Source organism: Ruegeria marisrubri, assembly GCF_001507595.1.
GTDB lineage: Bacteria > Pseudomonadota > Alphaproteobacteria > Rhodobacterales > Rhodobacteraceae > Ruegeria > Ruegeria marisrubri.
On the sequence record NZ_LQBQ01000039.1, the window covers coordinates 48,497 to 74,561 of the forward strand.

General features: G+C 65.4%; 23 protein-coding genes and 1 tRNA gene. 15 read left to right on the plus strand and 9 right to left on the minus strand.

Going from position 1 to position 26,065, the window contains the following annotated elements; genetic code table 11:
• Positions 1-3: 3 nt before the first annotated feature.
• Positions 4-447, minus strand: a complete 444-nt coding sequence (locus tag AVO45_RS18740) for a hypothetical protein (protein WP_068350101.1) — start codon at positions 445-447, stop codon at positions 4-6.
• A gap of 340 nt (positions 448-787) precedes the next feature.
• Here AVO45_RS18740 and AVO45_RS18745 point away from each other — a divergent pair.
• From AVO45_RS18745 to AVO45_RS18755, 3 genes are all read left to right on the plus strand, one after another.
• Positions 788-872, plus strand: a tRNA-Leu gene (locus AVO45_RS18745).
• A 144-nt stretch (positions 873-1,016) separates the two neighbouring features.
• Complete coding sequence (locus AVO45_RS18750; protein WP_068350106.1) at positions 1,017-2,450, plus strand: NfeD family protein; 1,434 nt, start codon at positions 1,017-1,019, stop codon at positions 2,448-2,450.
• Positions 2,450-3,214, plus strand: a complete 765-nt coding sequence (locus tag AVO45_RS18755) for a slipin family protein (protein WP_068350107.1) — start codon at positions 2,450-2,452, stop codon at positions 3,212-3,214. Before AVO45_RS18750 ends, AVO45_RS18755 begins: the two co-directional genes overlap by 1 nt.
• Here the strand turns inward: AVO45_RS18755 and AVO45_RS18760 are convergent, their stop codons facing one another.
• Positions 3,215-3,988: a FadR/GntR family transcriptional regulator gene (locus AVO45_RS18760; RefSeq protein ID WP_068350109.1), complete on the minus strand. Its 774-nt coding sequence runs from the start codon at positions 3,986-3,988 to the stop codon at positions 3,215-3,217.
• 321 nt (positions 3,989-4,309) lie between these two features.
• On the opposite strand from AVO45_RS18760, the gene AVO45_RS18765 reads away from it, so the two are divergent.
• The 8 genes from AVO45_RS18765 to AVO45_RS18800 all read left to right on the plus strand — a co-directional run bounded on the left by AVO45_RS18765 (position 4,310) and on the right by AVO45_RS18800 (position 13,891).
• Entirely contained in the window at positions 4,310-5,362 is a 1,053-nt protein-coding gene (locus AVO45_RS18765) for a TRAP transporter substrate-binding protein (RefSeq protein WP_068350110.1), read from the plus strand.
• Between the two features lie 153 nt (positions 5,363-5,515).
• Positions 5,516-7,585 carry a TRAP transporter large permease subunit gene (locus AVO45_RS18770; protein ID WP_068350112.1) on the plus strand — a complete coding sequence of 690 codons (2,070 nt, stop codon included), beginning with the start codon at positions 5,516-5,518 and terminating at the stop codon, positions 7,583-7,585.
• Between the two features lie 14 nt (positions 7,586-7,599).
• Positions 7,600-9,282, plus strand: coding sequence for a D-lactate dehydrogenase (gene dld / locus AVO45_RS18775; protein ID WP_068350114.1), 1,683 nt, complete (start codon positions 7,600-7,602; stop codon positions 9,280-9,282).
• Between the two features lie 92 nt (positions 9,283-9,374).
• A complete protein-coding gene (locus AVO45_RS18780) occupies positions 9,375-9,677 on the plus strand; it encodes a hypothetical protein (RefSeq protein ID WP_068350116.1) in 303 nt (100 codons plus the stop codon).
• Positions 9,678-9,853: 176 nt separating this feature from the next.
• Positions 9,854-11,254 (plus strand): Glu/Leu/Phe/Val family dehydrogenase, encoded by a 1,401-nt coding sequence (locus AVO45_RS18785; RefSeq protein ID WP_068350118.1) that lies wholly within the window; start codon positions 9,854-9,856, stop codon positions 11,252-11,254.
• Positions 11,255-11,266: 12 nt separating this feature from the next.
• Positions 11,267-12,169 carry a LysR family transcriptional regulator gene (locus AVO45_RS18790; RefSeq protein WP_068350120.1) on the plus strand — a complete coding sequence of 301 codons (903 nt, stop codon included), beginning with the start codon at positions 11,267-11,269 and terminating at the stop codon, positions 12,167-12,169.
• A gap of 106 nt (positions 12,170-12,275) precedes the next feature.
• Positions 12,276-12,545, plus strand: a complete 270-nt coding sequence (locus AVO45_RS18795) for a spike base protein, RCAP_Rcc01079 family (protein ID WP_068350269.1) — start codon at positions 12,276-12,278, stop codon at positions 12,543-12,545.
• Entirely contained in the window at positions 12,545-13,891 is a 1,347-nt protein-coding gene (locus tag AVO45_RS18800) for a hypothetical protein (RefSeq protein WP_068350124.1), read from the plus strand. Before AVO45_RS18795 ends, AVO45_RS18800 begins: the two co-directional genes overlap by 1 nt.
• On the opposite strand, the gene AVO45_RS18805 is transcribed toward AVO45_RS18800, so the two are convergent.
• The 5 genes from AVO45_RS18805 to AVO45_RS18825 are packed head-to-tail and all read right to left on the minus strand — an operon-like array spanning position 13,831 to position 19,123.
• Positions 13,831-14,949, minus strand: a complete 1,119-nt coding sequence (locus tag AVO45_RS18805) for a GumK N-terminal domain-containing glycosyltransferase (protein ID WP_068350126.1) — start codon at positions 14,947-14,949, stop codon at positions 13,831-13,833. The genes AVO45_RS18800 and AVO45_RS18805 overlap by 61 nt on opposite strands.
• Positions 14,946-16,133, minus strand: a complete 1,188-nt coding sequence (locus AVO45_RS18810; protein ID WP_068350127.1) for an oligosaccharide flippase family protein — start codon at positions 16,131-16,133, stop codon at positions 14,946-14,948. Before AVO45_RS18810 ends, AVO45_RS18805 begins: the two co-directional genes overlap by 4 nt.
• Positions 16,130-17,131 (minus strand): acyltransferase family protein, encoded by a 1,002-nt coding sequence (locus AVO45_RS18815; RefSeq protein ID WP_068350129.1) that lies wholly within the window; start codon positions 17,129-17,131, stop codon positions 16,130-16,132. Before AVO45_RS18815 ends, AVO45_RS18810 begins: the two co-directional genes overlap by 4 nt.
• The gene (locus AVO45_RS18820; RefSeq protein WP_068350132.1) at positions 17,124-18,410 is read right to left on the minus strand and encodes an O-antigen polymerase; all 1,287 of its coding nucleotides are present in this window, start codon (positions 18,408-18,410) and stop codon (positions 17,124-17,126) included. The genes AVO45_RS18815 and AVO45_RS18820 overlap by 8 nt, the downstream gene beginning before the upstream one ends.
• Positions 18,407-19,123, minus strand: a complete 717-nt coding sequence (locus AVO45_RS18825) for a sulfotransferase family 2 domain-containing protein (RefSeq protein ID WP_068350133.1) — start codon at positions 19,121-19,123, stop codon at positions 18,407-18,409. Before AVO45_RS18825 ends, AVO45_RS18820 begins: the two co-directional genes overlap by 4 nt.
• 123 nt (positions 19,124-19,246) lie before the next feature.
• Here AVO45_RS18825 and AVO45_RS18830 point away from each other — a divergent pair, with 123 nt between their 5' ends.
• A complete protein-coding gene (locus AVO45_RS18830; protein WP_169796029.1) occupies positions 19,247-20,392 on the plus strand; it encodes a glycosyltransferase in 1,146 nt (381 codons plus the stop codon).
• Positions 20,389-21,546: a glycosyltransferase family 4 protein gene (locus AVO45_RS18835; protein WP_068350136.1), complete on the plus strand. Its 1,158-nt coding sequence runs from the start codon at positions 20,389-20,391 to the stop codon at positions 21,544-21,546. Before AVO45_RS18830 ends, AVO45_RS18835 begins: the two co-directional genes overlap by 4 nt.
• On the opposite strand, the gene AVO45_RS18840 is transcribed toward AVO45_RS18835, so the two are convergent.
• The gene (locus AVO45_RS18840) at positions 21,462-22,121 is read right to left on the minus strand and encodes a sugar transferase (RefSeq protein WP_240482178.1); all 660 of its coding nucleotides are present in this window, start codon (positions 22,119-22,121) and stop codon (positions 21,462-21,464) included. The two genes, AVO45_RS18835 and AVO45_RS18840, sit on opposite strands and share 85 nt — an antisense overlap.
• 201 nt (positions 22,122-22,322) lie before the next feature.
• Positions 22,323-23,054, minus strand: coding sequence for a metallophosphoesterase family protein (locus AVO45_RS18845; RefSeq protein WP_068350137.1), 732 nt, complete (start codon positions 23,052-23,054; stop codon positions 22,323-22,325).
• Between the two features lie 154 nt (positions 23,055-23,208).
• Between AVO45_RS18845 and AVO45_RS18850 the strand changes: the two genes are divergently transcribed.
• Both AVO45_RS18850 and AVO45_RS18855 read left to right on the plus strand, forming a co-directional pair.
• A complete protein-coding gene (locus AVO45_RS18850) occupies positions 23,209-25,293 on the plus strand; it encodes a YjbH domain-containing protein (RefSeq protein WP_082688872.1) in 2,085 nt (694 codons plus the stop codon).
• Positions 25,290-25,931, plus strand: a complete 642-nt coding sequence (locus AVO45_RS18855; RefSeq protein ID WP_068350138.1) for a YjbF family lipoprotein — start codon at positions 25,290-25,292, stop codon at positions 25,929-25,931. Before AVO45_RS18850 ends, AVO45_RS18855 begins: the two co-directional genes overlap by 4 nt.
• Positions 25,932-26,065: the final 134 nt, after the last annotated feature.

Here is a 26,065-nt window from a genome sequence, read left to right on the forward strand (position 1 = left end):
TTCTTAGCCTCCGGTGCCTGTAGCGATATTTGTTCTTTCGACCTCGGCGTTCCGACGTCCCGCCGGACGGGCGGCGGGGGCCTCGATCCTGGCGATCAGCTCCAGCACGTCGAACAGGATCTCTGCTTCGGTCTGTGGGGAAAGGTTTTCATAGGCGTGGGCGTCGGCGAGCACCTCGACCGACCGGAACCGTTCGCCGTTTTCCAGAAACGCCACCCGCCGGCCGGTGGGAAAGCCCCTGGACTTGTCGACCGGCAACGGCATCCGGGAATTGGCCAGAAGATAATGCTCTCCGGAATGCGTGCGCAGCGACACACCAAAGCCGGTGCCGGGGTACTGGCGGTTGAGAGTTTTCAGCTCTCGAATGAAGCTTTGCCGAGCAAGGAGGATCGTTTCCTGCTCTGTTTCATCAGCTTCGAATTGTTTGCCCACGATAAAAGCCCTCATTCGGAGTTGAGTGAAAACTGGCAAGATCGCCGGGGTGGCGAAAACGGACTCATTAACTCCATATTTGACAGAATGACCCTCAAGGCGGTGTTTGTTTGACCCGAATGAGAATTTTTGGCGCCTGGAATAAGGCCGAATTGTGGTCGCCCTTTCGGTCCGCCCTCAGGGGCAGTTGTCGTGTGGTTGAATTGCGGCTCCGTTGGCGATCGCGCCGGGTGCATTGCGGCGCGGGCGGCAGGGGAGAGGAGGCAGGCAATTCGCGCGGTGCGCAAGATTCCCACTCGCACTCTGTAGAAAGCTTTGGTATTGAGCGCGCCACGCAGGGTCATGCCCTGCGCGTGCGGGTGTGGCGGAATTGGTAGACGCACCAGATTTAGGTTCTGGCGCCGCAAGGCGTGGGGGTTCAAGTCCCTTCACCCGCACCAGATTCAAAATCCCTGAAAAGGCCGGCCGCAAACAGGCAGCCCCGTCAGAGGGGCCTCTGACAGGATGCACTCTTTTCCACCTGGGTCCCATGCGAATTTGAGAAGCGCCTTGAATGTGCTAACTTGTTGCATGGGAAGGCAAACATGCAATTTGCGAAACGTCTGCTTCAGCTTTTCTGCCTCGTCATCCTGTGCTTCCTGTTCCCCGATCGTTCGGGGGGCCAGGCTGAAAGGGCAGAGACGACCACGACCCGAGTGTTGTTCACGGTGGTCGAGGGCCCGATAGGGCCGGCGACCGTGCATCACATTTCGCAAGTCCTTGGGCAGGCAAGGGAAAAGCCCACCGAGGCGGTGGTGCTGCAGCTCAACACGCCCGGAGGTCTGGCGGATGCGATGCGCGAGATCATTTCCGAGATACTCGTGTCGCCGGTGCCGGTCATCACCTATGTGGCGCCGCCCGGGGCGCATGCGGCCAGTGCCGGTACCTATATCGTCTATGCCAGCCATGTCGCGGCGATGGCGCCGGGCACCAATCTGGGCGCGGCAACGCCGGTTGCGATCGGCGGCCTTCCCGAAGGGTTTCCCGATCTGGCGCCCGATGAAGGGGGCGAAGAGGACAAAGAGGCCGCCGAGGATGAGGCCGCCGATCCGTTGAAACCGCAGGACGCGATGACGGCCAAGGCGACCAATGACGCCGTGGCCCTGATCCGCAGCCTGGCCGAGATCCACGGCCGCAACGCGGACTGGGCCGAAACGGCGGTGCGCCAGGCCCGGAGCCTGTCCGCGGTGCAGGCGCTGGAGCTGAATGTCATCGATCTGGTCGCCGCAGACCTGCCGGCGCTTTTGCGCGAGGCGGACGGGCGCAGCGTGGTGATGGGTGAGACCCGCCGTGAGCTTTCCACCGCCGGCCAGCCGGTCGAGGTGGTTCAGATGGGCGTGGTGACCCGGATCCTGAGCGTCCTGTCGAACCCGAATGTGGCTCTGATATTGATGATGTTGGGCATTTACGGGTTGATGTTCGAGTTCTGGAACCCCGGCGCGATCGTGCCCGGTGTCGTGGGCGCGATCTGCCTGACCCTTGGGCTTTACGCCCTCAACCAGCTGCCACTGAATTACGCCGGGCTGGCGCTGGTCGGGCTCGGGGTGGCCTTCATGGTGGCCGAGGCCTTTTCGCCGAGTTTCGGAATCCTCGGCCTTGGCGGGATCGTCGCCTTTTCCATCGGCGCCGCCATGCTGGTGGATACCGATGTAGCGGCCTATCGGATTTCCTGGTGGCTGATCGGGACCATGGCGCTGGTCAGTGCCTCGGTGCTGGTGGTGCTCCTGGGATACACGATCCGCACCTACCGGCGGCAGCCGGTTTCCGGGTCGGCCCGGATGCTGGGCGCGCAGGGCCGGGTTCTCGAATGGTCGGGAGATGCCGGCTTTGTCTGGGTCGAGGGCGAACGCTGGCGGGCGCGGGGCGGGGCGGGGTTGCGCCCCGGGCAGATCGTGCATGTCCGCGGGATGGATGGGCTGATTCTGGACGTCGAGGCGGACAACCGGAATGACCCGGCGCCAATTCAAGGAGGAGGATGATGGAAGTTTTCGTTTTCGACTGGATTACCTATCTTCTGGGCTTTGCTCTGCTGATCCTGTTCCTGCAGGCGGCGATCTACATCTTCCGGGAATATGAGCGCGGCGTGCTGTTCACCCTGGGCCGGTTCACGCGGGTATCCGGGCCGGGCTTCGTGCTGATCATCCCCTTCGTGCAGCAGTTCGTGCGCACCGATCTGCGCATGTTCGTCGAGGATGTGCCCAGCCAGGACGTCATCAGCCGCGACAACGTCTCGGTCCAGGTCAATGCGGTGATCTATTTCCGCATCGTCGATCCGCAGCGCGCCATCATCAACGTGGCCGATTTCCGCGCCGCGGTCAGCCAGCTGGCCCAGACCACCCTGCGCTCGGTTCTGGGCAAGCACGAGCTGGACGAGATGCTGGCCGAGCGGGACAAGCTGAACGCCGACATCCAGGAGATCCTCGACCGCCAGACCGACGCCTGGGGTATCAAGGTGGCCAATGTCGAGATAAAGCATGTGGATATCGACGAAAGCATGGTGCGTGCCATCGCCAAGCAGGCCGAGGCCGAACGGCTGCGCCGCGCGCGGGTCATCAATGCCGAAGGCGAATACCAGGCCGCCGCCAAGCTGGTGGATGCGGCCAAGCTGCTGGCGACGCAGCCCAATTCGATGCAGCTGCGCTATTTCAATGCGCTCAGCGACATCGCCACCGACAAGACCTCGACCGTCGTCTTTCCGCTGCCGGTCGATCTGCTGCCCAAGGGCAAGACGCAGGAAGGCTGATCAATCGGCCAGCTGCTTGCGCTTGCGCGCCAGGTTCTCGCGCCGCTGCTGTTCCTGGCCCTTGCGGAAACTGTCCTCGACGAAATCCATATGCGCTCGCGCGGCGCGTTCCGCGCGATCGGGATCCCCGGCGATGATGGCCTCGGCGATCTCGATATGCTGATCCAGCAGCGCGCGGCCGGACCCGTCCATGCTGCGCAGGAAGTCGCGGTTGTAGAACACCCCCTGCCGCGTCAGGTCGTAGATCGAGGCCATCATATGGATCAGCGTGGTATTCTGGCTGGCATCGACGACGGCCGCGTGCAGGCGGAAATCGGTCTCGCGCGAGGCGTCGTGGTCGTCGTTCTTCCAGGCTTCGGTCATGTCGGCGATGATCTCGCGCAGGCGTTCCTTGTCGGCCGATGTCGCGCGTTGAGCCGCCAGCCGCGCGGCAAAGGCCTCCTGCTCGCGACGGTATTCCAGGTAGTCATGGAACGCCTCGCCGTGCCGGGCATAGAGCGCCAGCAGCGCCGGCGACATCGCGCGGCCGGTCAGTGGCGCGATGAAGCTGCCTTCGCCGTGGCGGACGGTGACGAGGCCGCGGCTTTCGAGGATTTGCAGCGCCTCGCGCAGCTTGGGGCGCGAGACGCCCATGGCCTCGCTGAGTTCCCGTTCCGAAGGCAGTTTTCGACCTTCCTTGAGGATGCCTTCGACGATCATCGATTCGATCTGATCGACCACCGCCTCGGCGAGCGATTCATGTCCGACGGGTTCAAAGGCGCTGGTTTCGGTCATGGTCTCGAAGAAGATCCGGGCTGATGAGTTGTATTTTTAATTTACCAATTTCTCTCCGAACTTCAATGACGAATACCCAAAAACCCGTAGATGAATTTCTACTTTATAATTCTGAAATTTAACGCTTTTCCGGTTTTTTAGGGAAATCTCTCGTCTTCACGGCGCAAATTCGTCTCGTCTGTATCATGCGATGCAGCGGGTATAGTGGTAAAGTTTTTTGTTGACCAGTATTGCCGGTAAATAATATTTACCACCCCCAACCGCCGCAAGGCGCGGCGGGCAGGCGGCCGCACCGGGCGCCACCCACCTGGAGGAGACAACATGAAAAAGACCCTGACCTCGCTCGTGGCCGCGGCCGCGTTGATGGCCGCGCCGGCGGCGATGGCGGCGGACAAGCTGCTGCTGAAGACCCCGATCGCATTTTCCACCGCGCTGCCGGGCCTCGGCTCGCCGATCCCGCGCGTCGCCGAACAGCTTGACCTGATGTCGGGCGGCAGCCTGAAGATGAAGGTCTACGAGCCCGGCAAGCTGGTTCCGCCCTTCGAGATCCTCGACGCCGTGTCCTCGGGCAAGATCAATTCGGGCTACACCACCGCCGGCTACTGGGCGGGCAAGATCCCGGCCGCGCCGCTGTTCTCGGCCGTGCCTTTCGGGCCGGAGGCGGGCGAATACATGGCGTGGCTTTACTATGGCAACGGGCTGAGCCTGTACCAGGAGATGTATGACCAGGCCGGCTATAACGTGAAGGTTCTTCCCTGCGCCATCATCGCCCCCGAAACCTCGGGCTGGTTCGCCAAGGAGATCAACAGCCCCGAAGACCTGAGCGGCCTCAAGATGCGCTTCTTTGGCCTTGGCGGCAAGGTGATGCAGAAACTGGGCGTCGCGACCTCGCTGCTGCCGGGCGGCGAGATCTTCCCGGCGCTCGAGAAGGGGGCGATCGACGCCACCGAGTTCTCGATGCCGGCCATCGACGCGCGCCTTGGCTTCCACAAGCTGGTCAAGTTCAACTATTTCCCCGGCTGGCACCAGCAGGCGACCGTTTTCGAGCTGCTGATCAACAAGGATGCGTGGAACGAAGCGTCCGACCAGCACAAGGCGATCATCGAAAACGCCTGCAAGGCGTCGATGGCCGACTCCTTCGCCGAGGGTGAGGCGATCCAGCACGCGGCCCTGATCGACAACGTCGAGAACAACGGCGTCCAGATCAAGACGTGGAGCGACGAGATGCTGGCCACCTTCCGCGCAACCTGGGAGGAGGTTGCCAAGGAAGAAGCGGCCAATGACGCCTTCTTTGCCAAGGTGTTCGCCGACATGAACGAGTTCCGCGAGGGCTATGCGATCTGGAAGGAGAACGCCTTCCTGCCGCGCAAGTAAATCTCCCTGCGCGGGCCCCGATGGGCCCGTGCAACCCCTGGGGGCGGCCCTCCCCTCTCCACCCGAGCCGCCCCCAATTTTGCGATTTTCGCCCTTTTCCAAGCTTTCCCGGGCAATTCCCGCCCGATCGCGCCTTGACCTGAGGAGGATCAGATGGCCGAGAATACTCTGACGCAGACCGACGACCCCATCGAGGTCTATGAGCATATCCTTGAGCATGACGACCGTGACCGCCAGAGAGTGGCGGTTGCGATCGACAAAGGGGTCAAGGGTATCGGCAACGTGGTCATGTGGGCCAACCTGCTGCTGGTCGGGGCCATCGTGGCGCAGGTTGCGCTGCGCTATCTGCTGAACCAGAACTATCCCAAGCTCGACGAGATCCAGTGGCATTTCTACGGGCTGGTGACGATGATCGGCATCTCTTACGCGCTGGTCACCGACAGCCATGTGAGGGTGGACCTGCTGCATATGCAGCTGTCGCGCCGCGGACAGCGGATCATCGAGATCCTCGGCATCCTGGCCCTGCTGGCACCTTTCATCTACCTGATGATCGATCAGGGGTTCGACTATTTCTACGAAAGCTGGCGGGTGGGGGAACGCTCGGACAGCCCCACCGGCCTGCCCGCGCGCTGGGCGCTCAAGGCGGTGATCCCCGTCAGCTTCGTCCTGCTGGCGCTGGCGGCGGTGGCCCGGCTGACCCATGATGCGCACGCCCTGTGGCTGAACCTGGAGGAAGAGAGACAGGGCAAGGGCCTGCGCCTGATCCTCTGGGCACTGCTGGGCTTTGCCGTGGTGGCGGTGGCGCTGACCTTCCTCGTGCACACGACCGAGGAAAAGCTGGTCATCGCCATGTTCCTGACCTTCATCGCGCTGCTGTTCACCGGCTTCCCGGTGGCCTGGACATTGGCGGGCGTGGGCGTGGCGTTCTGCGGTCTCGCCTACCTGTTCGACAACGGTCTGATGAACTGGACCGGGCTGGAGGAGACGCTGACCGGCCTCGACTATCTGACCCTGGGCGCGGTGGTGAACCGGGTCTATGCCACCATGTCCAACGCGGTGCTGGTGGCGCTGCCGATGTTCATCTTCATGGGCCTGATGCTGGACGAATCCGGGGTCGCGGAGCGGCTGATGACCTCGATGCAGCGCCTGTTCGGCACCGTGCGCGGCGGGCTGGCGATCACCGTCACCATGATCGGCATCATCCTGGCCGCCTCGACCGGGATCATCGGGGCCTCGGTGGTGCTGCTGGGCGTGCTGTCGCTGCCCTCGATGATGGAGCAGAAATATTCGCCGCGTCTGGCCGCCGGCGTGGTCAGCGCCAGCGGCACGCTGGGCATCCTGATCCCGCCCTCGATCATGCTGGTGATCATGGCTGACCAGATGGCGTTGAGCGTGGGCGACCTGTTCATGGCCGCCGTGTTCCCCGGCGTGATCATCGGCGCGCTCTACCTGATCTACATCTTCGTGATCGCGCTGATCAAACGCGACGTGGCCCCTGTGCCCGCCGGCGCGACCCGGCCGGACTGGGGCGCGGTCAAGGACGTGCTGATTGCCGTTCTGCCGACGCTTGGGCTGATTCTGGCCGTGTTAGGATCTATTTTCGCCGGTCTGACCACACCGACCGAGGCCTCGGGGATCGGCGCGTTCGGGGCGACGCTGCTGGCGTTGGGATACCGCAAGCTGACACTGGCCAAGCTGGTCAACGTGCTGAAAGCCACCTTCAACACCACCGCCTATATCTTTGCGATCTTCCTCGGCGCGACGGTGTTTTCCTATGTGCTGCGCGAGTTGGGCGGCGACGCTCTGATCGAAGAGATGATCACCGGCACCGGTCTCGGTCCGCAGGGCACCGTCCTCGTGATCCTCGGCATCGTGTTCCTGCTGGGCTTCGTTCTGGACTGGATCGAGATCACCCTGATCGTGCTGCCGCTGATGCGCCCGATCGTCAACGGCCTCGGCATCGACATCCCCGGCTTTGGCGTGCTGGACGAGCCCGCGCTGGTCTGGTTCGTGATCCTGGTCGCGGTGACGCTGCAGACCTCGTTCCTGACGCCGCCGGTGGGGTTCGCGCTGTTCTACCTCAAGGGCGTCTGCCCGCCGCAGATCCGGCTGACCGACATCTACAGGGGCATCATTCCCTTCGTGCTTTTGCAGCTCACGGGCCTGGCCCTGGTCTATCTGTGGCCGGCGCTTGCCACATGGCTGCCCTCCGTGGCCTACTGAAGCGGGAGGACGCCATGACCGATCAGGATCTCATCCGCCAGCTGCGCGCCATCGTGGGACGCCGACACGTTCTGACCGGAGAGAAACGCACCAAGCGGTTCCGCAAGGGGTTCCGGTCGGGCGAGGGAGAGGCGCTGGCGGTGGTCCGGCCCGGCAGTCTGCTGGAGCAATGGCGGGTTCTGCAGGCCTGCGTGGCCGCCGACAAGATCGTGATCATGCAGGCGGCCAATACCGGCCTGACCGAGGGATCGACCCCCAAGGGCAGCTATGACCGGGGCGTGGTGCTGATCAACACCTGCCGGATGGACAGGCTGCACCTGATCCGGGGGGGGCGCCAGGTGATCTCGTTCCCCGGCGCCACCCTGTTCGCGCTGGAAAAGCTGCTGGCGCCGCTGGGCCGGGTTCCGCACTCGGTTATCGGTTCGTCCTGCATCGGTGCTTCGGTCGTGGGGGGCGTGTGCAACAACTCGGGCGGGTCGCTGGTCGAGCGTGGGCCGTCCTATACCGAGCTGTCGCTGTTCGCCCGCATCACCGAAAGCGGGCAGTTGGAACTGGTCAACCACCTCGGCATCGACTTGGGCGACAACCCCGAAGAGATCCTGACACGGCTGGAATCGGGCGATTTCTCGGACGCGAAGGTGCTGGACGACAACCGCAAGGCATCCGACACCGAATATGCGACCCGCGTGCGCGACGTGGACGCCGACAGCCCGGCCCGGTTCAACGCCGACAAGCGGCGGCTCTACGAGGCGGCGGGCTGTGCGGGAAAGCTGGCGGTGTTCGCGGTGCGGCTCGATACCTATCCGAAGAACGAGACCGAGCAGACCTTCTATGTCGGCACCAACGACACGCAGGCCCTGACCGAGCTGCGGCGGACGATCCTGGCCGAGTTCCGCACCCTGCCGGTCAGTGCCGAATACATGCATCGCGAGATTTTCGACATCACCGAGGTCTATGGAAAGGACACGGTGGTGATGATCGACAAGCTGGGCACCGACCGGCTGCCGACCTTCTTTGCCATCAAGGGGGCTGTCGATGCGCGGCTGAACCGGATACCGGGTCTTGGCGGCTTCACCGACCGGTTCATGCAGGTCCTGTCCCGACTCTGGCCCTCGGTTCTGCCCCGGCGGATGAAGGAGTTTCGCGACCGCTACGAGCACCACCTGATCCTGAAGATGCGGGACGGCGGGGTGGACGAGGCGCGCCGTCTGCTGGACGACATGAAGGCGCAAGGCCTGCTGGATTACTTCGCCTGCGATGCGCGCGAGGCCAGGATCGCGGGCCTGCACCGCTTTGCGGCCGCGGGCGCGGCGATCCGCTACATGAACATTCACCGCTCCGAGGTGGAGGACATTCTCGCCCTCGACATCGCCCTGCGGCGCAACGACCGGGACTGGTTCGAAGAGCTGCCCGAGCATATCGCCGGCAAACTGTTGCACAGGCTCTATTACGGACATTTCATGTGCCACGTCCTGCATCAGGACTACATCGTCAAGAAGGGTGTGGACCCTGCGGCGCTCAAGGCCGAGATGCTGGCCCTGCTGGACGAACGCGGCGCGGAATACCCCGCCGAGCACAATGTCGGGCACCTTTATGCAGCCAAGCCCGACCTTGCGGCCTTCTACCGCGAGATCGACCCCACCAACAGCTTCAACCCGGGTCTGGGCAAGACCTCGCGCAGACGAAACTGGGCCTGACCCGGGCGTGATTTGACCGAATCCCGATCATCGCGCTAGCCTGACCCAAGGCAAGACCATGCAATCGCGCTTGTCAGGAACAGGAGGTACAGATGCATCCCGATCTGCGTACCCGCCGCTCGGTCGTTTTTCGCGCCCGTCTGGCTTATGACGAGGCCGACGCCGCATACCGCGCCGAGGTGCGGCGCGCTGCTGAACTGGTCCCCGAAGCTCATCGCCGGTACTACTGGAGCATCGGCAATCCCGGCTCACCCGTCCGCCGCCTCTATGAAAGACGCGACCGCGCGCTTCAGAGGCTGAACGTGGCGCTGGTGAAGCTCGAGGCGGCGCGCGAACGTATGGCGGCACGCAACGCCAGACTTCCGGCAACACGGATTTTGCTGCTGGCCCGCTGATCCGTCATTCTCTTTCCATCGCATAAACCGGGGCGGTTAGTCCGCTGACGGGGTATTCCCCTGTGTCATCGCAGATCACATGGGCGATGCAATAACTGCATTGGACTTCCGTCCAGCCATGCCGTTTGCCTTGCGGCGTCAGTCCGGCAAACGGACCCGCAAAAGACGGAACCATCATGAGCCAGCAAGAATTCCTCACCAGTGTTCAGCAATTCATGGACAACGCCGCGCGCCACGTCGAGCTTCCCGACGGTCTGGCCGAGCGGATCGCACAGTGCAACTCGACCTACTCGGTCCGTTTCGGGGTGAAACTCCGCGGGCGGATCTACAGTTTCGAAGGATGGCGTGCCGTCCACAGCGAGCATATCGAGCCGGTCAAGGGCGGTATCCGCTACGCCCCCGACGCCGATCAGGACGAGGTCGAGGCGTTGGCCGCGCTGATGAGCCTGAAATGCGCCCTGGTCAACGTGCCCTTCGGTGGCTCGAAGGGCGCGCTCAGGATCAACCCCGCCGACTGGACCGAGGATGAGCTGGAGCGCATCACCCGGCGCTTCACGCAGGAGCTGGCCCGCCGCGACCTGATCCATCCCGGCCGCAACGTGCCGGCCCCCGACATGGGAACGGGTGAGCGCGAGATGGCGTGGATGGCCGACGAATATCGGCGCATCGGCCGGTCGGACGCGATGAACCAGAACGCCTGCGTCACCGGCAAGCCCGTCGTGCGTGGCGGCATCGAGGGTCGGGTCGAGGCGACCGGGCGCGGCCTGCAATATGCGCTGCACGCCTATCTCAACCACTCCGACACTCCAGGCGTCAACGGAAGAAAAACGCTCAAAGGGATGACCGTCGTGGTGCAGGGCTTTGGCAACGTGGGCTATCACGCCGCCAAGTTCCTGGCCGAGGACGGTGCCCGGATCGTGGGCATCGTCGAGCATGACAAGGCGATCTTCAGCCCCGATGGGCTGGATGTCGAGGCGGTGGCGGCGTTCCGCCGTGAAACCGGATCGGTCGGTGGCTTCCCGGGCGCCGAGACGGTGCCCAGCGAACAGGGTCTGACCCACATGGCGGCGGACATTCTGATCCCGGCGGCCAAGGAAAACGCGATCACCTCGGAAAACTGCGAGCAGGTCGACTACGGCCTGATCGTCGAGGCGGCGAACGGCCCCGTGACGGCCGAAGCCGAAGAGTGCCTGACCCGTCGCGGGATCACCGTGCTGCCCGATCTCTATGTCAACGCGGGCGGCGTGGTCGTCAGCTATTTCGAATGGGTCAAGAACATCACCCACCTGCCGTTCGGCCTGATGGAAAAACGCCAGAAGGTCAGTTCGGGTGCTGCCGTCGTTTCGGCGCTGGAAGAGATCGCGGGCCGGCCGCTGGGCGAGAGCCACCGCGCGAAGATCGCCCGCGAAACCGGCGAGATCGACATGGTGCGCTCGGGGCTGGAGGAGATCATGATCCGCGCCTTCGACGACATCATGGAGCGCAAGAAAACCTTGAACGGCGTGACATTGCGGACCGCCGCCTACGTCGTTACGATCGCGCGGATCGCCGAGTATTACAGGGCGATCGGACTGTAAGGACTGGGTGGAATGGACGTTCGGTGGCTCGAGGATTTTCTGGCTCTGGTCGAGCTGCGGAACTTCACCCGCGCCGCCGAGTTCCGCAATGTCTCTCAGGCCGCCTTTTCGCGCCGGATCCAGTCGCTGGAACAGTGGCTGGGCACGGCGCTGGTGGTCAAGGGTGCGGTGCCCGTCCGCCTGACCGAGGCGGGCGAGCAGTTTCGCGAGAACGCGCAGGTGGCGGTGGAACGGCTGCTCGAGGCGCGTTCCTCGATCCGGGCCAGCCAGTTCGACGTAATGAGCCAGGTGCGCATCGCCATGCCGAACGTGCTGGCGCGGTCCGAGTTCAAGCAGGTTCTGGGCGTCATCGGGCGCAAGGCCAACAGTTCGTTTTCGGTGATCGTCGGCACCACCAGCGACGTGGTGGCGCGCTATCTCGCCGGGGATGCCGACATCCTGTTCGCCCATGACTGCCGGGCGATTCCAACCCATGAAAGCCTGGATACGCATGAGCGGCTGGTGATCCGCAGCGACCGGTTCATGCCCTACGCGACGCGCGACGAGTCGCGACGCGAGGCCTTTGGCTTTCCCGGAACACCGCGTCAGCCCTTCCCGATGGTGGCCTATTCCCACCGGGCCTATTTTGCCCGCCTGTTCGAACATGTGCTCGAGCGCAGCCACTGCGCCCTGCCGCACAAGGTCCGGGTCCAGTGCGACATGTCGGATGTTCTCAAGGAGGTCATCGTCGCCGGCTATGGCGTAGGCTGGCTGCCGGAAAGTGCCGTGGACGAAGCGGCGGCGGAGCAGATCGCTCCGATAGGCGGGCCGGAATGGTGCTTGGACGTGGACATCTGCGCCTTTCGCCCGCGCGCGGGGCAGGGGCCGAAGATCGAGGGAATTTGGCAGGCGTTGCAGGCGGACATGGCGAGTTGAAGCCGACCTGTGGAGACGCAGCAGGCAACACCACCGGACGCTTCGTTCGGCTTATGGAAATCCGGCTGTCGGATGGTTCCGCCGATTGATGATCGGAGGAAATCTCATGCCCGTAACTGACCCCTATGACACTTTCACCCCGAACCTGACCGGCCCGGCCGTCGGTGGTTTCGACATCACCCCGGACGACAACGTGGATCTGCCGACCCTGCCTCGGGCGCTGATGGTGACCGGCGGCGGCGATGTGGCGGTGCAGTTTCGCGACGGCTCGTCTCTGGTGCTGCCCGGCCTGACGCCCGGCGTGATCTATCCGCTGCGCCCGGTGCGCATCCTTTCCAGCGGCACAACCGCTACTGGCGTCAAGGGGCTGTTTTGATGCTGGGCCTGTCGCTGGGCCTGAAGCCGGGGGATCTCGCCGATTTGCCGGTGCCGCTTCCCGCGGGGTTCGGCTGGGACGGCGCCCGGTTCCCGTTGGCCATTCGCAAGAGCGCAGGCGCCTATCGCGCGCAGGTGATGCCGCGCGATCTGGTCGATCCGGCCATCTGGACCGGAGCCGCCATTCACGTTGACAGCGCCACCGGCGACGATGCGAATTCGGGGCTGGGAGCGGTCGAGGGTGATTTCTCGGATGCCAAACGCAGCATCCACGCGGCCTTTGTCGCGGGCAATGCTACCGCTGCCCCGTATCGGGTCATCGTCAAAGCCGGCGAATACGAAGAGAGCGCCTTTAGCCGCAACGGCAACGAGGAACCCTCGCAACCTGTGGCCATCATCGGCTGGGGTGGCGCGGTGCGCTATCGCACCGGGCCGTTTTCGGTCGGCTGGAGCGATGCCGGAGGCACTCATACCGCCGCGATCAGCGCGGTGCGGCGGGTGTTCCGCACCGACCAGCAGACCGGGCAGGGGCTTTTCACGGAACTGCTGCAGGTTGCCGATCTGGCGACATGCCAGGGGACGGTGAACAGCTGGTTTCCCGATGGCGGCACGCTGCATGTCAATATCGGAAAGGCCCCGGGCGCCACGGATATCGCGGTGATCCGCAGTTTTCACGGTGCGCGGTTCCTGACCCATGTTCACGACCTCTATCTCGAGAACATCCATTGCGAGGGCGGCATTACTGGCGCGCTGCATCTGGACGCGGTGGCGGATCGCAACGTGGTGGGGGTCGATTGCAGTTTCCGCTACTCGGCGCCGTCGAATGTGAACAACCCGCTCGACGCGGTGCAGCTTCGGCGCACCAACGGATTGGTCGCGTTCTTTGGTTGCGACGCCTCGGGCGGCGCCGACGACGGCTGGTCCTTTCACGAGGATGGCCATCCGGGCATGCATGTGCTGCTGCAGGACTGCACCGGGTTCGGCAATGGCGCCTTCGCGGCGACCAGCTGCAACGGCCTGACGACCCATGACGGGGTACGCCTGATCGACCTGAACGGCGCCTATGGATGGTCGCGCAACGGCACCGAGATACACTGCATCCAGACCACCCAGAGCTGGATGGCCGGCACGCGGGCGACCGCGCGGGATGTCGATGGCAGTTGCGTGGCGTTCAAATGCTCGAACCAGAGCAAGATGTGGCTGCAGGACACGCGGGCCGACGCGGCGGGCGGGGTTGTGCAGAACCATGCCATCGAGGCCAATGGCGGCACGGTTCTGACCCGTGGTCATGTGACCGTGGCGGGCGATGTGAGCCTCAGTTCCGGTGGGACGGTTTCGCCGTTCTGAGCCAGCCGGCGGGCGAGTTCCGACCAGTCGGGCAACGCCTCGGGCCGGCGCTCCCGGCGCTCGCATCGGTCAAGGGCGCCGGGCTGGCCGTAGCCGATGATCGCAGGCAGGGACGGGTGGCAGAGCCGGTCCGGTCCGAGGATCGGCAGCCCGAAATGGCGATAGAGCAGGATCCGGTTCGAGTTCGTGGTCTGGTACTCGATGCCGGGCCGGTCGACATAGGGCGCGAGGCCGATATCGGCATGGGCGATGTGGGCAAGCGTGGTGTCGAAGCTTTGTTCGCCGTGAAAGAACAGGTTCGGCAGCCGGGGCGGGGTGGACTTGAGCCGGCCCAGTACATGCAGCCGCCAGTTGGGGCGCGATTGGGCGATGCGCAGAAGGGCAGGGATGTCCAGTTGGGTGGTGCCGGCGCAGACAGCCTCGAATTGCGCTCGGGGCTCGTAGGGGTCTGGTTGGGGCCGCGCCAACGCTTCGCGTGGGATTCCCATCGGGTCGAGCGTCACCTTCGGATGCGGGAACCGTTGCGCCAGACGCGGCGAGGGCGTGCTGATCCGGTCGAAAAGGCAGGCGTATCGCTGCTCGGCGCGGATCAGGAGGCCGGGCGGATTGAGCAGGCGGATATCGTCGTTGACCCGATAGATCAAGCGCGCCTGCGGCGCCAGACGACGGGCGAGCGGGGTCAGCATGACCGGCGCGCCGCTTTCGATCAGCACCAGATCTGCACGGGCCAGCGGCGCTTTCAGGCGCGATGCCCAATAGGCCGGGAACAGGCAATGCGCCGGGTTCAGCAGTGGGTCAAGCGTCGTGCGCAGCGGATGGATCGGGGAATAGCCGAAGAGTGCGGTCAGGCGCTCGCTCAAGCGGTGCGTGCCCGGTCTGGGCGGCGTCTCGAGCACGGCCAGCCGCTTGTCCCCGAATACGCGGGACAACCAGCTGTAGCCGACCGTCCCGAAGGTCACGTGCCATCCCAGTTTCTGCAACTCGTCAGATATCCAAAGAAAGCTGGGCCGACGTTTTTGTCCGGGAAAATGGCCGGTGAGCAGGACGGCACGGTTCATGCGGCGGCCCTCGCCGGAGCGGGCCGCAACCAGCGCTGGGCGGCCCTGATATACCAGAGCAGCACCAGCAGGGACGCAGTCGGCAACGCCCAGATGGCGGTGTTCAGCGTGGTCTGCAGGCCGGGCAGGGCCAGGATCAGGGTCATGCCCAGCGTGGCGAGGCTGCGGGTCAGGGTCAGGCGGATGGCTCCGGCGGCGCTGAGCGCCTGGGTGACCGGCATGGCGAGCGCGGTCAGCAATCCGGTGAGGCAGAAGGCTGGCATCAGGGGCGCAACGGAGGCGGCATGGGCCGGTCCGACCGCGATGGCCAGAATTTTCGGGGCTGCAAGCAGGGCGAGCGGGTAGACGAGGCAGGCGACCCGCGCGGTCACGGACATGCTGCGGGTCAGTTCTTCGCGCAGCGCGGGTCGCGGCAGGCCGGCGAAACGTGGCAGCGCGACATAGCGGATTGGCGCGATGGCCAGCGCGTCGATCAGGCTCAGAAAACGGGCCGCGATCTGGAAGGCGCCGGCGGCGGCCAGGCCGAGGCAAGCGCCGATTGCCAGTTGCAGGAGCGGCAGCGTCGCATTCCCTGCAAGATCCCGCAGCGACAGGCGCAGCGTGTCGGGCAGGATGGCGCGGATTTCACGCCAGTGAGGGCGGGTGCTCGGGCCGATGGGCGACAGCCAGATCGACAACGCCCCGGTCAATGCCGTATTGGCGAGCGCGAAGGTCACTAGGCTGAAGGTGCCACCGCCTTGGGCCAGCACCAAGAGTGCCAGCGCGGCGGAGGTGGATTGCGCGACCATGGTGCGCATGGCCAGCGCGCGCAGGCGCATCTGCCGGCGCAGATAGGATTCGGACGGTTGCGCGATGCTTTGGATCAGCGGGATAGGCGCCAGGGCGGCAAGTGTCGGCCCGACCGGGGGCGGCAGCAGCAGGGCCGCGCCGGCAAGGATCAGGCTGACGGTCAGGCCGAGGGTCAAGGAGAGCGCGATCAGCGCGTTCCGGCGCTCGCCGTGCAGAATGGCGGCATCTCCGAGCCCTGCCCGCAGCACCCCCTGCGTCAGGCGGACGGGGGCAAAGGCGGTGGCGAAGGTACCGATTTCGGCGAGGGTGAGAAAACGGCTGGCGACCAGCAACAGGCTCGCATTCACCGCCAGGCGCGAAAACTGAAGCACCGTGGACCAGAAGGTCGGGCTCATGCGAAAACTCCCTTGAGGGGGCGGTCGATGGTGCGCATCAGCGGCCGCTCGACGAGTCGGTACGTGGCAAGGGCGACGGCGATGGAGGCGGCACAGGCCAGCACGACGTAAAGCCAGGCGGCTCCGGCGGGCAGGGCCGGCAGCAGGATCAGGGTCAGCAGCCGCAGCGTGAAGCGGTGCGAAAGATACAGCGCGTAGCTGGCGTCGCCCAGCCTCTGAAACGGCAACTGCCTGTTCGGGCACAGCAGGGTGCCGGCGGCGACGAGCAGCGCGGCCGGCAGACCGGCGGCGAGGAAACGCGGCAGCGGTGCCGCATCGAGCGCCACCAGCAAGGCAAGACCGGCCACCGCGGCCGACAGGGCCAGTGGGGTTGAAGGGCGGCAATAGCCGCGCTGCCAGAGCCGGGCCAAGGCGATGCCGTAGAGAAATTCGAGGATCAGCGGGTTGGTCCAGAACCTGAGCGCCGTGCCGCTCCAACCGGCCAGCGACAGGGCGCTGAGGCCGATGAGCAGAACCGCGAGCACGCGGCAGGGTCTCGGCAACGTGAGCGACAGGGCGGCAAGCGTGTAGAAGAAGACCTCGTAGTTCAGGGTCCAGCCCAGCGACAACACGGGCGCGATGCGGCCGTCCGCGCGCGCGTAGGGCAGGAACAGGTAGGAACTGAGGATCTGGCCGGGTTCCAGGCTGGTATCCTTGGCGGCAGCCGGAGCCAGGAGCAGCACCATCACCATCAGGGTGGTGAACAGATAGTAGAGCGGCACCACCCGCAGCAGACGCCGCCGGAAAAAGGCGGCGGGGCGCTCTGCGTAACGGCTGGCCGACAGGGTGATGATGAAGCCCGAGATGACGAAGAATATGTCGACGCCGCGAGTCCAGGGCATACTGTCGCCCGCCAGATCAATTGCAAGATAATGCTCGGCCTCGGCGATGACGTGGCCCGTCAGCACCAAGAGCGCGGCCAGTGCGCGCAGCAGTTGCAGACCTGCGAGTCTAGGCATGGGCGCGCCTCCTGTCCGGCATTGAGCGGGCGTGCGCGAGAAGCTCCTGTGCAGGCAGGGCAACTGCAGTCCTTCGCATCCGCGACAACCGGCACAGCGCGGCAATCACCAGCATCGAGAACAGGCTGTTCTGATGCGTCACATACAGACCATGCGACGAGAAAAGCAGCGCCGCGCCGATCTGCGCATAGAGTGCCGCCCAAAGCAGGTTTCCATGCGCCCGGTGGTAGGCCAGCCGCAGGACGAAACCAGCAGCGACCAGGGTGGTAGCGCCGCCGAACGGGCCGAAATCCACATAGGGCGCGGTCAGCAACGAGAACTCGCCGCCGCCGCGCAGGCCCTGAGCTGCATCTACCCGGTTGGCCAGCATCGGCCCGAAGATTCCGTCGGTGAAAGACAGCACCATCAGCCCATGCAGGGAGTGGGCGCCCAGTGTCAGTGGAGCCTCGGCCATCAGCGGCGCGAAGGAGTTCCACAGGTCGTTGACGAAATAAAAGGCGAGCTTCTGCGCGGCGATGTCCATGGCGGGGCGGTCAAAATGCGGGTTGGTGAGGCTTTCGCGCAGGGTCCAGACCGAAAGGAACACCAGCACGCCCAGCATCAGCCAGCGCAGGCCGACAAGGCGTCGGCGGATCAGGCAGGTCACCAGATAGGCCGAGAGCACGAATTGCAGCAGCAGCAGGCGCTGGCTCATCACCACCGGCAGCAGGAACAGAGCGATGCCGTTCAGAAAAAGCACATGAACGCAGCCCCGGCGGGCACGGCGGGGCAGGCTGCGGCCTCCTGCGGCGAGGATTCCGGCCGCGAGACAGCCGGTTGCCGGCAGTGCGGCATAGATGAGGCGCATGCCGGTGAACAGCTTGTTCTGCAACAGCAGGTCGCGGGCGCCCAGCGTGTCCTGCGCAGCGAGTGACACAAGGCTGGCCAGCCCGCCATTGCGCGCCGCGGTGAGCGCCACCCAGCACAGGGTGGTGACGAGGAACAGCGTGTTCGCATATGCCGTCAGGCGGGCGGCGCGAGGAAGGTTGAATTCATGTCGCCACGGGCGCGGCCTCGGCAGCGCGACGCGAGCCGCGAGATTTCCGGTCAGCAGCGCCGCCATGGCGGTCATCACCCACAGCCCGCCCAACCAGGTGAACGCGGCGGGGTCCAGACCTTCGCGTGCCAGAAACACGGGCAGCAGGTCGAAGGTCTTCGGCAACGCCAGCGCCAGACCGGCGAAGGCAAAGGTCAGGCCCCAGCAGACGGCAAGCAGAAAGAGGGGCGAGAGCCATTTCATCCCGACGTCGCCGCAAGTTCTCGGGCCGCGCGGTAGATCGCGATGTCCGGTGCGCAGAGTTCCCTGATCTGCGGCGCCAGCGCCTCGGGCACAACGGTCGGAGTCGGGGCGCGGTTGCGCCGAAGATGGGGCAAGGGGCCTATGAGCCGACGCAGCCCGGCGGCAAATGCGGCAGGGTCCGAAAGGTCACCCACCAGGTCAAACCGGCGCAGCGACGCGATGGCGGTCTCGATGGCCCGGGGCAGGTCCCGGCAGCGGGTCTGTGACCGGCCGCCAAAATAGAAAAGATACTGCGACGCCAGCCGGGCCGCATCCGGTGTGTCGAGAAAGGCCTCCAATGTCGGTGCGCGGGTCGGGTCGGGGTGGCGGCGCTGCAGGTAGCGGTAATGGGACACGAACCGTTCGACCGGGTCGCGCAGCAGGGTCACATGGGCATGATCGCGCGCCGCGGTATCGTGCAGCGCGGGGTTGTAGCGCACATGGGCGGCGATACAGCGGGTGCCGCGGCCGACCAGCCGGGCCAGTTCGGCATCGCGCAGGGCGTAGTCGGCTTCGATCCGGTCCTCGCCGGAAAGCCGGGCATCGACCTGGGGTAGGGTGCGGCGCCGGCCGAGGCCGATCGTGGCCTGGCTGGTCAGGTGCCGCAGCCGCAGCGCCGCCCCAAAGCTCGACCCGCCGCATTTCGGCACATGGATGTAGATGATGCCCCGCATCGTGCGCCCTGCCCGTTCCCCCCGGCAAATTCTCCGGCTCGTTTCCGTTTTGTTAAGGATCGCCGCTCAAGGTTAACGCGACCTTAACCGTCAAGGCCGGGCGGAAACTCGGGGGAGATGGACATGCATATCGTGCACTTGGTGACCCGGCTGCTGCGGGCGGGGTCCGAGGAAAACACGTTGGAGACCTGCCGCTGGCAGGCGCAGGCCGGGCACCGGGTGACGCTGCTCCACGGCGCCGACTTCGATACATGGTGGTATGACAACCCGGTGCCCGGGGTGGAACTTGTGCGGGTGCCGCCGCTGGTGCATCGGCTGGATCCTCGGTCGGACTGGCGGGCGCTGGCCGCACTTCGGCGGCTCTATCGCGCGTTGCGGCCCGACGTGATCCACACGCACCAGAGCAAGGCGGGCATCCTCGGGCGCCGGGCCTCGGATGCGGTGCCGGCGGCGCGGGTCGTGCATGGTATCCACATCGTGCCGTTCCACGGCGTCGATGCGGTGCGGCGCGCGCTCTATCTGGCGGCCGAGCGCCGTGCCGCGCTGCGGACCGATCTCTTCATCGCGGTATCGGAAGCCGTGGGGCAGGCCTATGTCGAGGCCGGAATTGCCCGGCCCGATCAAGTGCATTGCGTGCGCTCCGGCATGGATCTGCACCGGTTTCGCGCCGCGGTGCCGCCGTCGGACTGGCGGGCGCTGCTGCGCCTGCGCCCGGGCGATGCCAAGCCGCCGGTGGCGGTGATGCTGGCCTCTTTCGAGCCCCGCAAGCGGCACCTGCCGTTCCTGCGCAGCTTCGCCCGCGCCGCGCGGGGCGACGCCCGGTTGCTGCTGGCCGGGCAGGGGCCGGGCGAAGCGGCTCTGCGGGCCGAGATTCGCGCGCTGGGAATGCAGGACCGGGTGATCCTCTGCGGGTACCGTCCCGACCCCGAGGCGTTGCTGGCCCTGGCGGACCTGTCGGTGCTGGCCTCGGTGCGCGAGGGTTTGCCGCGGGTGGTCGTGCAGTCGCTGGCGGCCCGAACACCCGTTCTGGTCAGCGATCTGCCGGGGATCTCCGAAGTCGTCCGCGACGGTGTCAACGGCAGGATCCGTCCGTCCGGAGATCTGGACGGGCTGGCGGCGCGGCTGGTCGATCTGCTCGCGGATCGTCGCGCCCTGGACGAACTGCGCCGGGGGGCGGCGACCACGGATCTGAGCGACTGGCAGCTTGAGGAACTGGGGCGGCGGACGACGGAACTCTATCAAATGCCGACGGAAAGGCGGGTGGCATGACGATCTATGTGAACGCCCGCTTTCTGACCCAGCCCCTGTCCGGGGTGCAACGTTACGCCCGCGAATTGCTCGCCGCGCTCGACCGGGCGCTGGCGGCCGATCCGGACCTGCGGAGAAGGTTGGGGCCGGTGGTGGCGCTGCATCCGGCTGAACCCGTCGCCGATCCCGGATGGACGGTCATCGAACGGCGCCCGGTCCCTGATGGCAACGGCCATCTGTGGGAACAGGCCGCGCTGGCGCGCGCGGCGCGCGACGGGGTTCTGCTGAGCCTCGGCAACAGCGGGCCGCTGCTGCATCGCCGCCAGGTCATCTGTTTCCACGACGCCAATGTCTGGCTTGTGCCCGAGGCCTTTTCGCTTCGGTATCGGATGTTGCATCGGGTGCTGCGACCGCAACTGGCGCGGCGGGCGGCGGCGCTGATAACGGTCAGCCGGTATTCGGCCAGCGAACTGGCGGCACGGCTGCGGGTCGGGACGGACCGGTTCAGCGTGATCCCCAACAGCGCGGTGCATATCCGTTCGGTGGCCCCGGACGCGTCAGCGCTGCAACGGCATGGGTTGAAAAGGGCAGGATACCTGCTGACCGTGGGCAACCGCAGTTCCAACAAGAACATCTCGCGTTTGGTGGCGGCGCATCGTTTGGCAGGCCCGGCGCTGCCGCAGCTGGTGATTGCGGGCGGCGCGGTGCCGGGACTGGCCCGCGCAGGTGATGAAACGGGCGCGCGGTTTCTGGGGCGGGTCACGGATGGCGAGTTGCGGGCGCTCTACGAGGGCGCGGCGGGCTTCGTGTTTCCTTCGCTCTACGAAGGCTTCGGCATCCCGCCGCTGGAGGCGATGGAACTGGGCGTGCCGGTGCTGGCGGCACGGGATTCAGCCTTGCCGGAGGTGCTGGGCGGGGCCCCGATCTGGTTCGATCCGCGCGACGAGGTGGATATGGCCCGCGCGCTGCGAAACTTCGCGGGGCTCTCAACGGCGGATCGGGCTGCAATGGTGGCGGCCGGCCGAAAACGCGCTTTGGCGTTCACCTGGGAGGCCAGCGCGGCCCGTCTGGCAAAACTGCTGGAGCAGCTTCAGCAGCCCGTAGGGCGGACCAGTGTCAGCGCGGTGCGCCAGATCAGGTCCAAATCGACGGCGAGGCTCATGTCACGCCGATAGGCGCGGTCCAGCCGGACCCGCGTGCTGTAACACCCGTCGAGACGCCCGTGCACCTGCCAAGGGCCGGTGACCCCGGGCCTCTGATCGAGATAGGTGGCGGGAGCCGGGGCGTAATAGTCCAACTCCTCTGCGGTGATCGGGCGGGGGCCGACCAATGACATCTCGCCGCGCAGGACATTGAGGATCTGCGGCAGCTCGTCCAGCGAGGTGCGGCGCAGGAAGCGGCCCAGCCTTGTCACGCGGGGGTCGTGCCGGAGCTTGCGGTTGAGCGCCCATTCCTCGGCCGCCTGCGGGTTGGCGCGCAGGTGTTCATGGAGGATTCGCTCGGAATCGGGGAGCATCGTGCGAATCTTGTAACAACGGAAGACGCGGCCATGCTGGCCGATGCGGCTGTGCGCGTAGAAACCCGGCCCGCCCTGTGCCTTCGTGGCCGCCCAACTCAGGGCGATGACGGGCAACAGCACGGGCAGCAGCAGCAGCGACAGCCCCAGATCGAGCAGGCGCTTGCCGGCCCGGGCATAAAAATCGGGCCGCATCGCCCCGGTGCCGCAATCGAGCTGGTCGAAATGCGTCATTTGGTGAACTCCGTCGTGTTTCCCACCCACGCGGTCATTCACGCTCCATTAACCGTATCTGTGGTTAACAGGCTGTTAATGCGGGGCTAGGCGGCGCGAGCGGCGATTCGGCACCTGAACCAGCGTCCTGCCTTCGCTGGAAGCACACGGGATTGTTTTCACCAGCGAAGGGGCAGAGAGATTTCCCGCCTGACGACGGCTTCAGCGGATGGCCTGAAACTCCACCGAGTCCTCACCGATACATGCAACGGTAAGCCGTCCCGTCGCGAAGGCGCCCGTATCAACCGAGATGACGCCGGCCTTTGCGACGGGTTCGTCGACGATCGTGTGGCCGTGCGCGACCCACAGGCCGTCCCGGCGCGGCACCCGGCCAAAGTCGCGATGCCCCCACACGAGCGTGCGCGGGTCCTGGCTGTCGAGGTCGAGCCGGGGATCGGCGCCGGCATGGACGACGGCGACGTTGCCGCTGCGATGCGACAGCGGCAGGGTGCGCAGCCAGAAGATCTGCTCTGAGCCCATGGCTTGGGAAAGCGCGTCGCGTACCCCTTCGAGTTCCGGCCCGCTGCTGGTTTCGGTCACGCCGGTGACACCGTAACTCGCCAGCGTCTGCAACCCGCCGTAACGCAGCCAGCGGGGGCCGTGGGTTATCGGGTCGTCGAGGAAGTTGAGCAGCATTTCCTCGTGGTTGCCGCGCAGGAAACAAGAATTCGGCCTGTCGATCAGGAGGCGCAGAACGCCGGCGCTGTCCTCGCCGCGGTCGATGTAGTCCCCGACGAAGACGACCGGGTGGTCAGGCCGCAGTTGCGCCAGCGCGCGCTCCAGCAGATCGGCCCGGCCGTGAACGTCGCCGACTAGATGAAATGGGGCGTCAGGCGCCACCGGCGGAAACGCCGGAGATTTGCCGAGCAGCCTGGCAATCCATGATGTCAGCATTCAGAGGCTCCGGTCACCCATTGGCAGGGGTTGTGGTGTTTGCAACTCGGTTGTACTGGATCCTGTAAGTGATGGGCAGAAGTATGTGAAGCGCCCGGGCCAGAGCAACAGACAACCTTTTCGAGCAGGCAGGTTCATGCGTAAAGCGATATGCATGGTTTTCGGTATCAGTTGCGCGCTGCTGACCGGGGGAACCGCGCGGGCGCAGAACCTTTCGACCTACGGCACGCCGGGGTTGATCGACATGCCCACGGCCGAGGTGCTGCCGGACGGGAATCTGGCGATGACGGGGGCGGTGTTCGAGAACACCGCACGCGGCACACTGACCTTCCAGCTGCTGCCCTGGGTCTATGGGTCGTTCCGCTATGCGTACATCTCCGACTTCGACGACACGCTGCCCGGCAGCCTCTATGACCGCAGCTTCGACATCCATGTTCGACTGCGCCAAGAGACCGAGTACGGGCCGGCCGTCGGAGTCGGTTTGCGGGATTTCGGCGGAACCGGCGTCTATGGCAGCGAGTACATCGTCCTGAGCAAGACCTTCGCGGACCGCTGGAAAGTGACCGGCGGCATGGGCTGGGGGCGACTGGGCGAGCGCAACAGTTTCAAAAACCCGCTCGCCGTCATCGACGACCGTTTCGAAACACGCCCCGAAAACGATGCCGGCGAAGGCGGCAAATTGTCGGCCGACCAGTGGTTCCGCGGCCCGGCGGCCTTGTTTGGCGGCGTGGAGTATAAGGTCAACGACCGGCTGTCGGTGCTGGCGGAATATTCCTCGGACACCTATTCCTACGAGACGAGCCGCACCGGATTCGATGCCGACTTCCCGATGAATTTCGGCCTGAACTATCGGTTCGAAAACGGCGTCAACCTGAACGCCTACTACATGTACGGCTCGACCATCGGTTTCCAGTTGAGCCGTGCGATCGACCCGCGCCGCAAACCCGCCGGCCCGGGTGGGATCGACGAGGCGCCGCCGATGTTGCAGCCGGTCGATCGGGTGGCGGCCGCCAGCTGGAACCTGCCGGAGCGGGGGGGCGAGGGATTGACCGCGCGCGACGTGCTGCGGGCGCGGCTGGAGTCTCAGGGGCTGCGCATGGTGGGCTACCGGATCGCGGGCGGCCGCGCGTCTGTCGAGGTCGAGAACAACCGCTACGATGCGGCCGCCCAGGCGGTCGGGCGCACGGCGCGGATCATGGCCAACACCTTGCCGCCCGAAATCGAAGGTTTCGAGATCACGCTGACGCGCAACGGACTGCCGATCTCGTCGGTCACGCTCGCGCGTGGCGATCTCTACGAATTGGAGCATGATCTGGACGGCAGTTGGCGCACGCTGGCGCGCAGTCAGATACGCGATGAAACAGAGGGCCCGGACGGGTCGGTGGAGGGGGCCTATCCGCATGTCGCCTACCGCTTCGGACCCTACGCGCGGTTCTCCTTTTTCGACCCGGATGACCCGTTGCGCTATGAAATCGGCGCCGCCTTCACCGCCGATTATGTTCCGCGCCCGGGCATATTGCTGTCGGGGCTTGCCCGCTTGCCGATCTTCAGCACGCTCGACGACACCACCCGGGTGTCGGATTCGGTGCTGCCGCATGTGAGGTCCGACTGGGCGAGATATGCGAAGGAATCCGACATTCAGATCAACCACCTGACCGCCTCCTACCTGTGGAGGCCGGGAAAGGACCTGTTTGCCCGTGTCACCGCCGGCTATCTCGAAGAGATGTATGGCGGGTTCTCGGCGGAATTGCTGTGGTATCCCTCTGGCGACCAGCTCGCGTTGGGGGCGGAGATCAACTATGCCAAGCAACGCGATTTCGACATGCTGTTCGGGTTCCAGGACTATGACATCGTGACCGGGCACGCCTCGGCGTATTACGACTTTGCCGGTGACTATCGCCTGCAGGTGGATGCCGGTCGCTATCTGGCCGGAGACTGGGGCGCGACGCTGTCGCTGGACCGCGAGTTCAACAACGGCTTCAGGATCGGTGCCTTCGCCACCTTCACGGATGTGTCGTCGGAAGAGTTCGGAGAAGGCTCGTTCGACAAGGGCATCCGGTTCGAGATCCCGGTCGCCTGGATGACCGGCCGCTCGACTCGCACCAAGGCCGAGCAGACGATCCGCCCGATCCTGCGCGACGGTGGCGCCCGCCTGCAGGTCGAGAACCGGCTGTATGACTACGTGCGCGAAGAACGGGCCGGGCGGCTGGTCGGACAATGGGGGCGGTTCTATCGATGAAACGGGCCATTCTGATCGCCGTGTTGCTGAACCTGATGGTCGCCTGCAGCAACACCAGCTACGAGATCGAGACCTTGCGAACTGCCATCGGGCAGGGCGATGCACGCCCCGACCCGCGGGTGCAGTCCCTGATCGATGCGGGTGCGCCGCGGTTGCAGGTGGGGTTCCTCAAGAGCGGTCTGGCCGGCACGATGGTGCTGGAAGGCGAGCGTGACGGGGTGAGGACATGGCTGTCGGTGGATGGCGCGGCGCTGCTGACCCGCGACGGCATGGTCGTCGCCGAGCGAGGCTTCGGCGGCGGCCTGATGTCCTCGGACGTGTCGCAGCCGCTTGCGGCGATCCGGTCCGGCCGTGAAGGGGAGGTGACGCGCTTTCACTCTTTCCTGACCGGCAATGACGAGATCGTGACGCGCAGCTACAAGTGCCGGATCGAGGACCGCGGCGAGAAAGAGATCCTTGTCCAGGGCAAACCGGTCGCGACGCGGCTGATGCGCGAGACCTGCCGGAATACAGATCACGAGTTCCTGAACCTGTATTGGTTCAGCCGGGCCAGCGGGCGCATGGTCCAGTCCCGCCAGTGGCTGGGTGATTTTCTGGGTGTGGTGACCATGCGGGAAGTCCGCGGGCAGGGTGCCTGAGGCCGCCGCTCCTGCGGTAAATTCCCGGCAGCCTTCGCGTGCCCGCCTCGGAAAGCCAGTTGCCAATGACGCACGAATGCCTATTCGTGTTCCGGTCGCGATGGAGCGAATCGCGTTGCGACGTGAGTTGCGGC

What these genes read in the sequence shown, in the direction of transcription:
- AVO45_RS18760 (WP_068350109.1), bottom strand. Translation starts at nt 3,988, where the DNA reads ATGACCGAAACCAGCGCCTTTGAACCCGTCGGACATGAATCGCTCGCC.
- AVO45_RS18765 (WP_068350110.1), top strand. Translation starts at nt 4,310, where the DNA reads ATGAAAAAGACCCTGACCTCGCTCGTGGCCGCGGCCGCGTTGATGGCC.
- AVO45_RS18845 (WP_068350137.1), bottom strand. Translation starts at nt 23,054, where the DNA reads ATGCTGACATCATGGATTGCCAGGCTGCTCGGCAAATCTCCGGCGTTT.
- AVO45_RS18825 (WP_068350133.1), bottom strand. Translation starts at nt 19,123, where the DNA reads ATGCGGGGCATCATCTACATCCATGTGCCGAAATGCGGCGGGTCGAGC.
- AVO45_RS18850 (WP_082688872.1), top strand. Translation starts at nt 23,209, where the DNA reads ATGGTTTTCGGTATCAGTTGCGCGCTGCTGACCGGGGGAACCGCGCGG.
- AVO45_RS18740 (WP_068350101.1), bottom strand. Translation starts at nt 447, where the DNA reads ATGAGGGCTTTTATCGTGGGCAAACAATTCGAAGCTGATGAAACAGAG.
- AVO45_RS18800 (WP_068350124.1), top strand. Translation starts at nt 12,545, where the DNA reads ATGCTGGGCCTGTCGCTGGGCCTGAAGCCGGGGGATCTCGCCGATTTG.
- AVO45_RS18790 (WP_068350120.1), top strand. Translation starts at nt 11,267, where the DNA reads ATGGACGTTCGGTGGCTCGAGGATTTTCTGGCTCTGGTCGAGCTGCGG.
- AVO45_RS18810 (WP_068350127.1), bottom strand. Translation starts at nt 16,133, where the DNA reads ATGAGCCCGACCTTCTGGTCCACGGTGCTTCAGTTTTCGCGCCTGGCG.
- AVO45_RS18840 (WP_240482178.1), bottom strand. Translation starts at nt 22,121, where the DNA reads ATGACGCATTTCGACCAGCTCGATTGCGGCACCGGGGCGATGCGGCCC.
- AVO45_RS18835 (WP_068350136.1), top strand. Translation starts at nt 20,389, where the DNA reads ATGACGATCTATGTGAACGCCCGCTTTCTGACCCAGCCCCTGTCCGGG.
- AVO45_RS18805 (WP_068350126.1), bottom strand. Translation starts at nt 14,949, where the DNA reads ATGAACCGTGCCGTCCTGCTCACCGGCCATTTTCCCGGACAAAAACGT.
- AVO45_RS18830 (WP_169796029.1), top strand. Translation starts at nt 19,247, where the DNA reads ATGCATATCGTGCACTTGGTGACCCGGCTGCTGCGGGCGGGGTCCGAG.
- dld (WP_068350114.1), top strand. Translation starts at nt 7,600, where the DNA reads ATGACCGATCAGGATCTCATCCGCCAGCTGCGCGCCATCGTGGGACGC.
- AVO45_RS18855 (WP_068350138.1), top strand. Translation starts at nt 25,290, where the DNA reads ATGAAACGGGCCATTCTGATCGCCGTGTTGCTGAACCTGATGGTCGCC.
- AVO45_RS18795 (WP_068350269.1), top strand. Translation starts at nt 12,276, where the DNA reads ATGCCCGTAACTGACCCCTATGACACTTTCACCCCGAACCTGACCGGC.
- AVO45_RS18780 (WP_068350116.1), top strand. Translation starts at nt 9,375, where the DNA reads ATGCATCCCGATCTGCGTACCCGCCGCTCGGTCGTTTTTCGCGCCCGT.
- AVO45_RS18755 (WP_068350107.1), top strand. Translation starts at nt 2,450, where the DNA reads ATGGAAGTTTTCGTTTTCGACTGGATTACCTATCTTCTGGGCTTTGCT.
- AVO45_RS18770 (WP_068350112.1), top strand. Translation starts at nt 5,516, where the DNA reads ATGGCCGAGAATACTCTGACGCAGACCGACGACCCCATCGAGGTCTAT.
- AVO45_RS18820 (WP_068350132.1), bottom strand. Translation starts at nt 18,410, where the DNA reads ATGAAATGGCTCTCGCCCCTCTTTCTGCTTGCCGTCTGCTGGGGCCTG.
- AVO45_RS18785 (WP_068350118.1), top strand. Translation starts at nt 9,854, where the DNA reads ATGAGCCAGCAAGAATTCCTCACCAGTGTTCAGCAATTCATGGACAAC.
- AVO45_RS18815 (WP_068350129.1), bottom strand. Translation starts at nt 17,131, where the DNA reads ATGCCTAGACTCGCAGGTCTGCAACTGCTGCGCGCACTGGCCGCGCTC.
- AVO45_RS18750 (WP_068350106.1), top strand. Translation starts at nt 1,017, where the DNA reads ATGCAATTTGCGAAACGTCTGCTTCAGCTTTTCTGCCTCGTCATCCTG.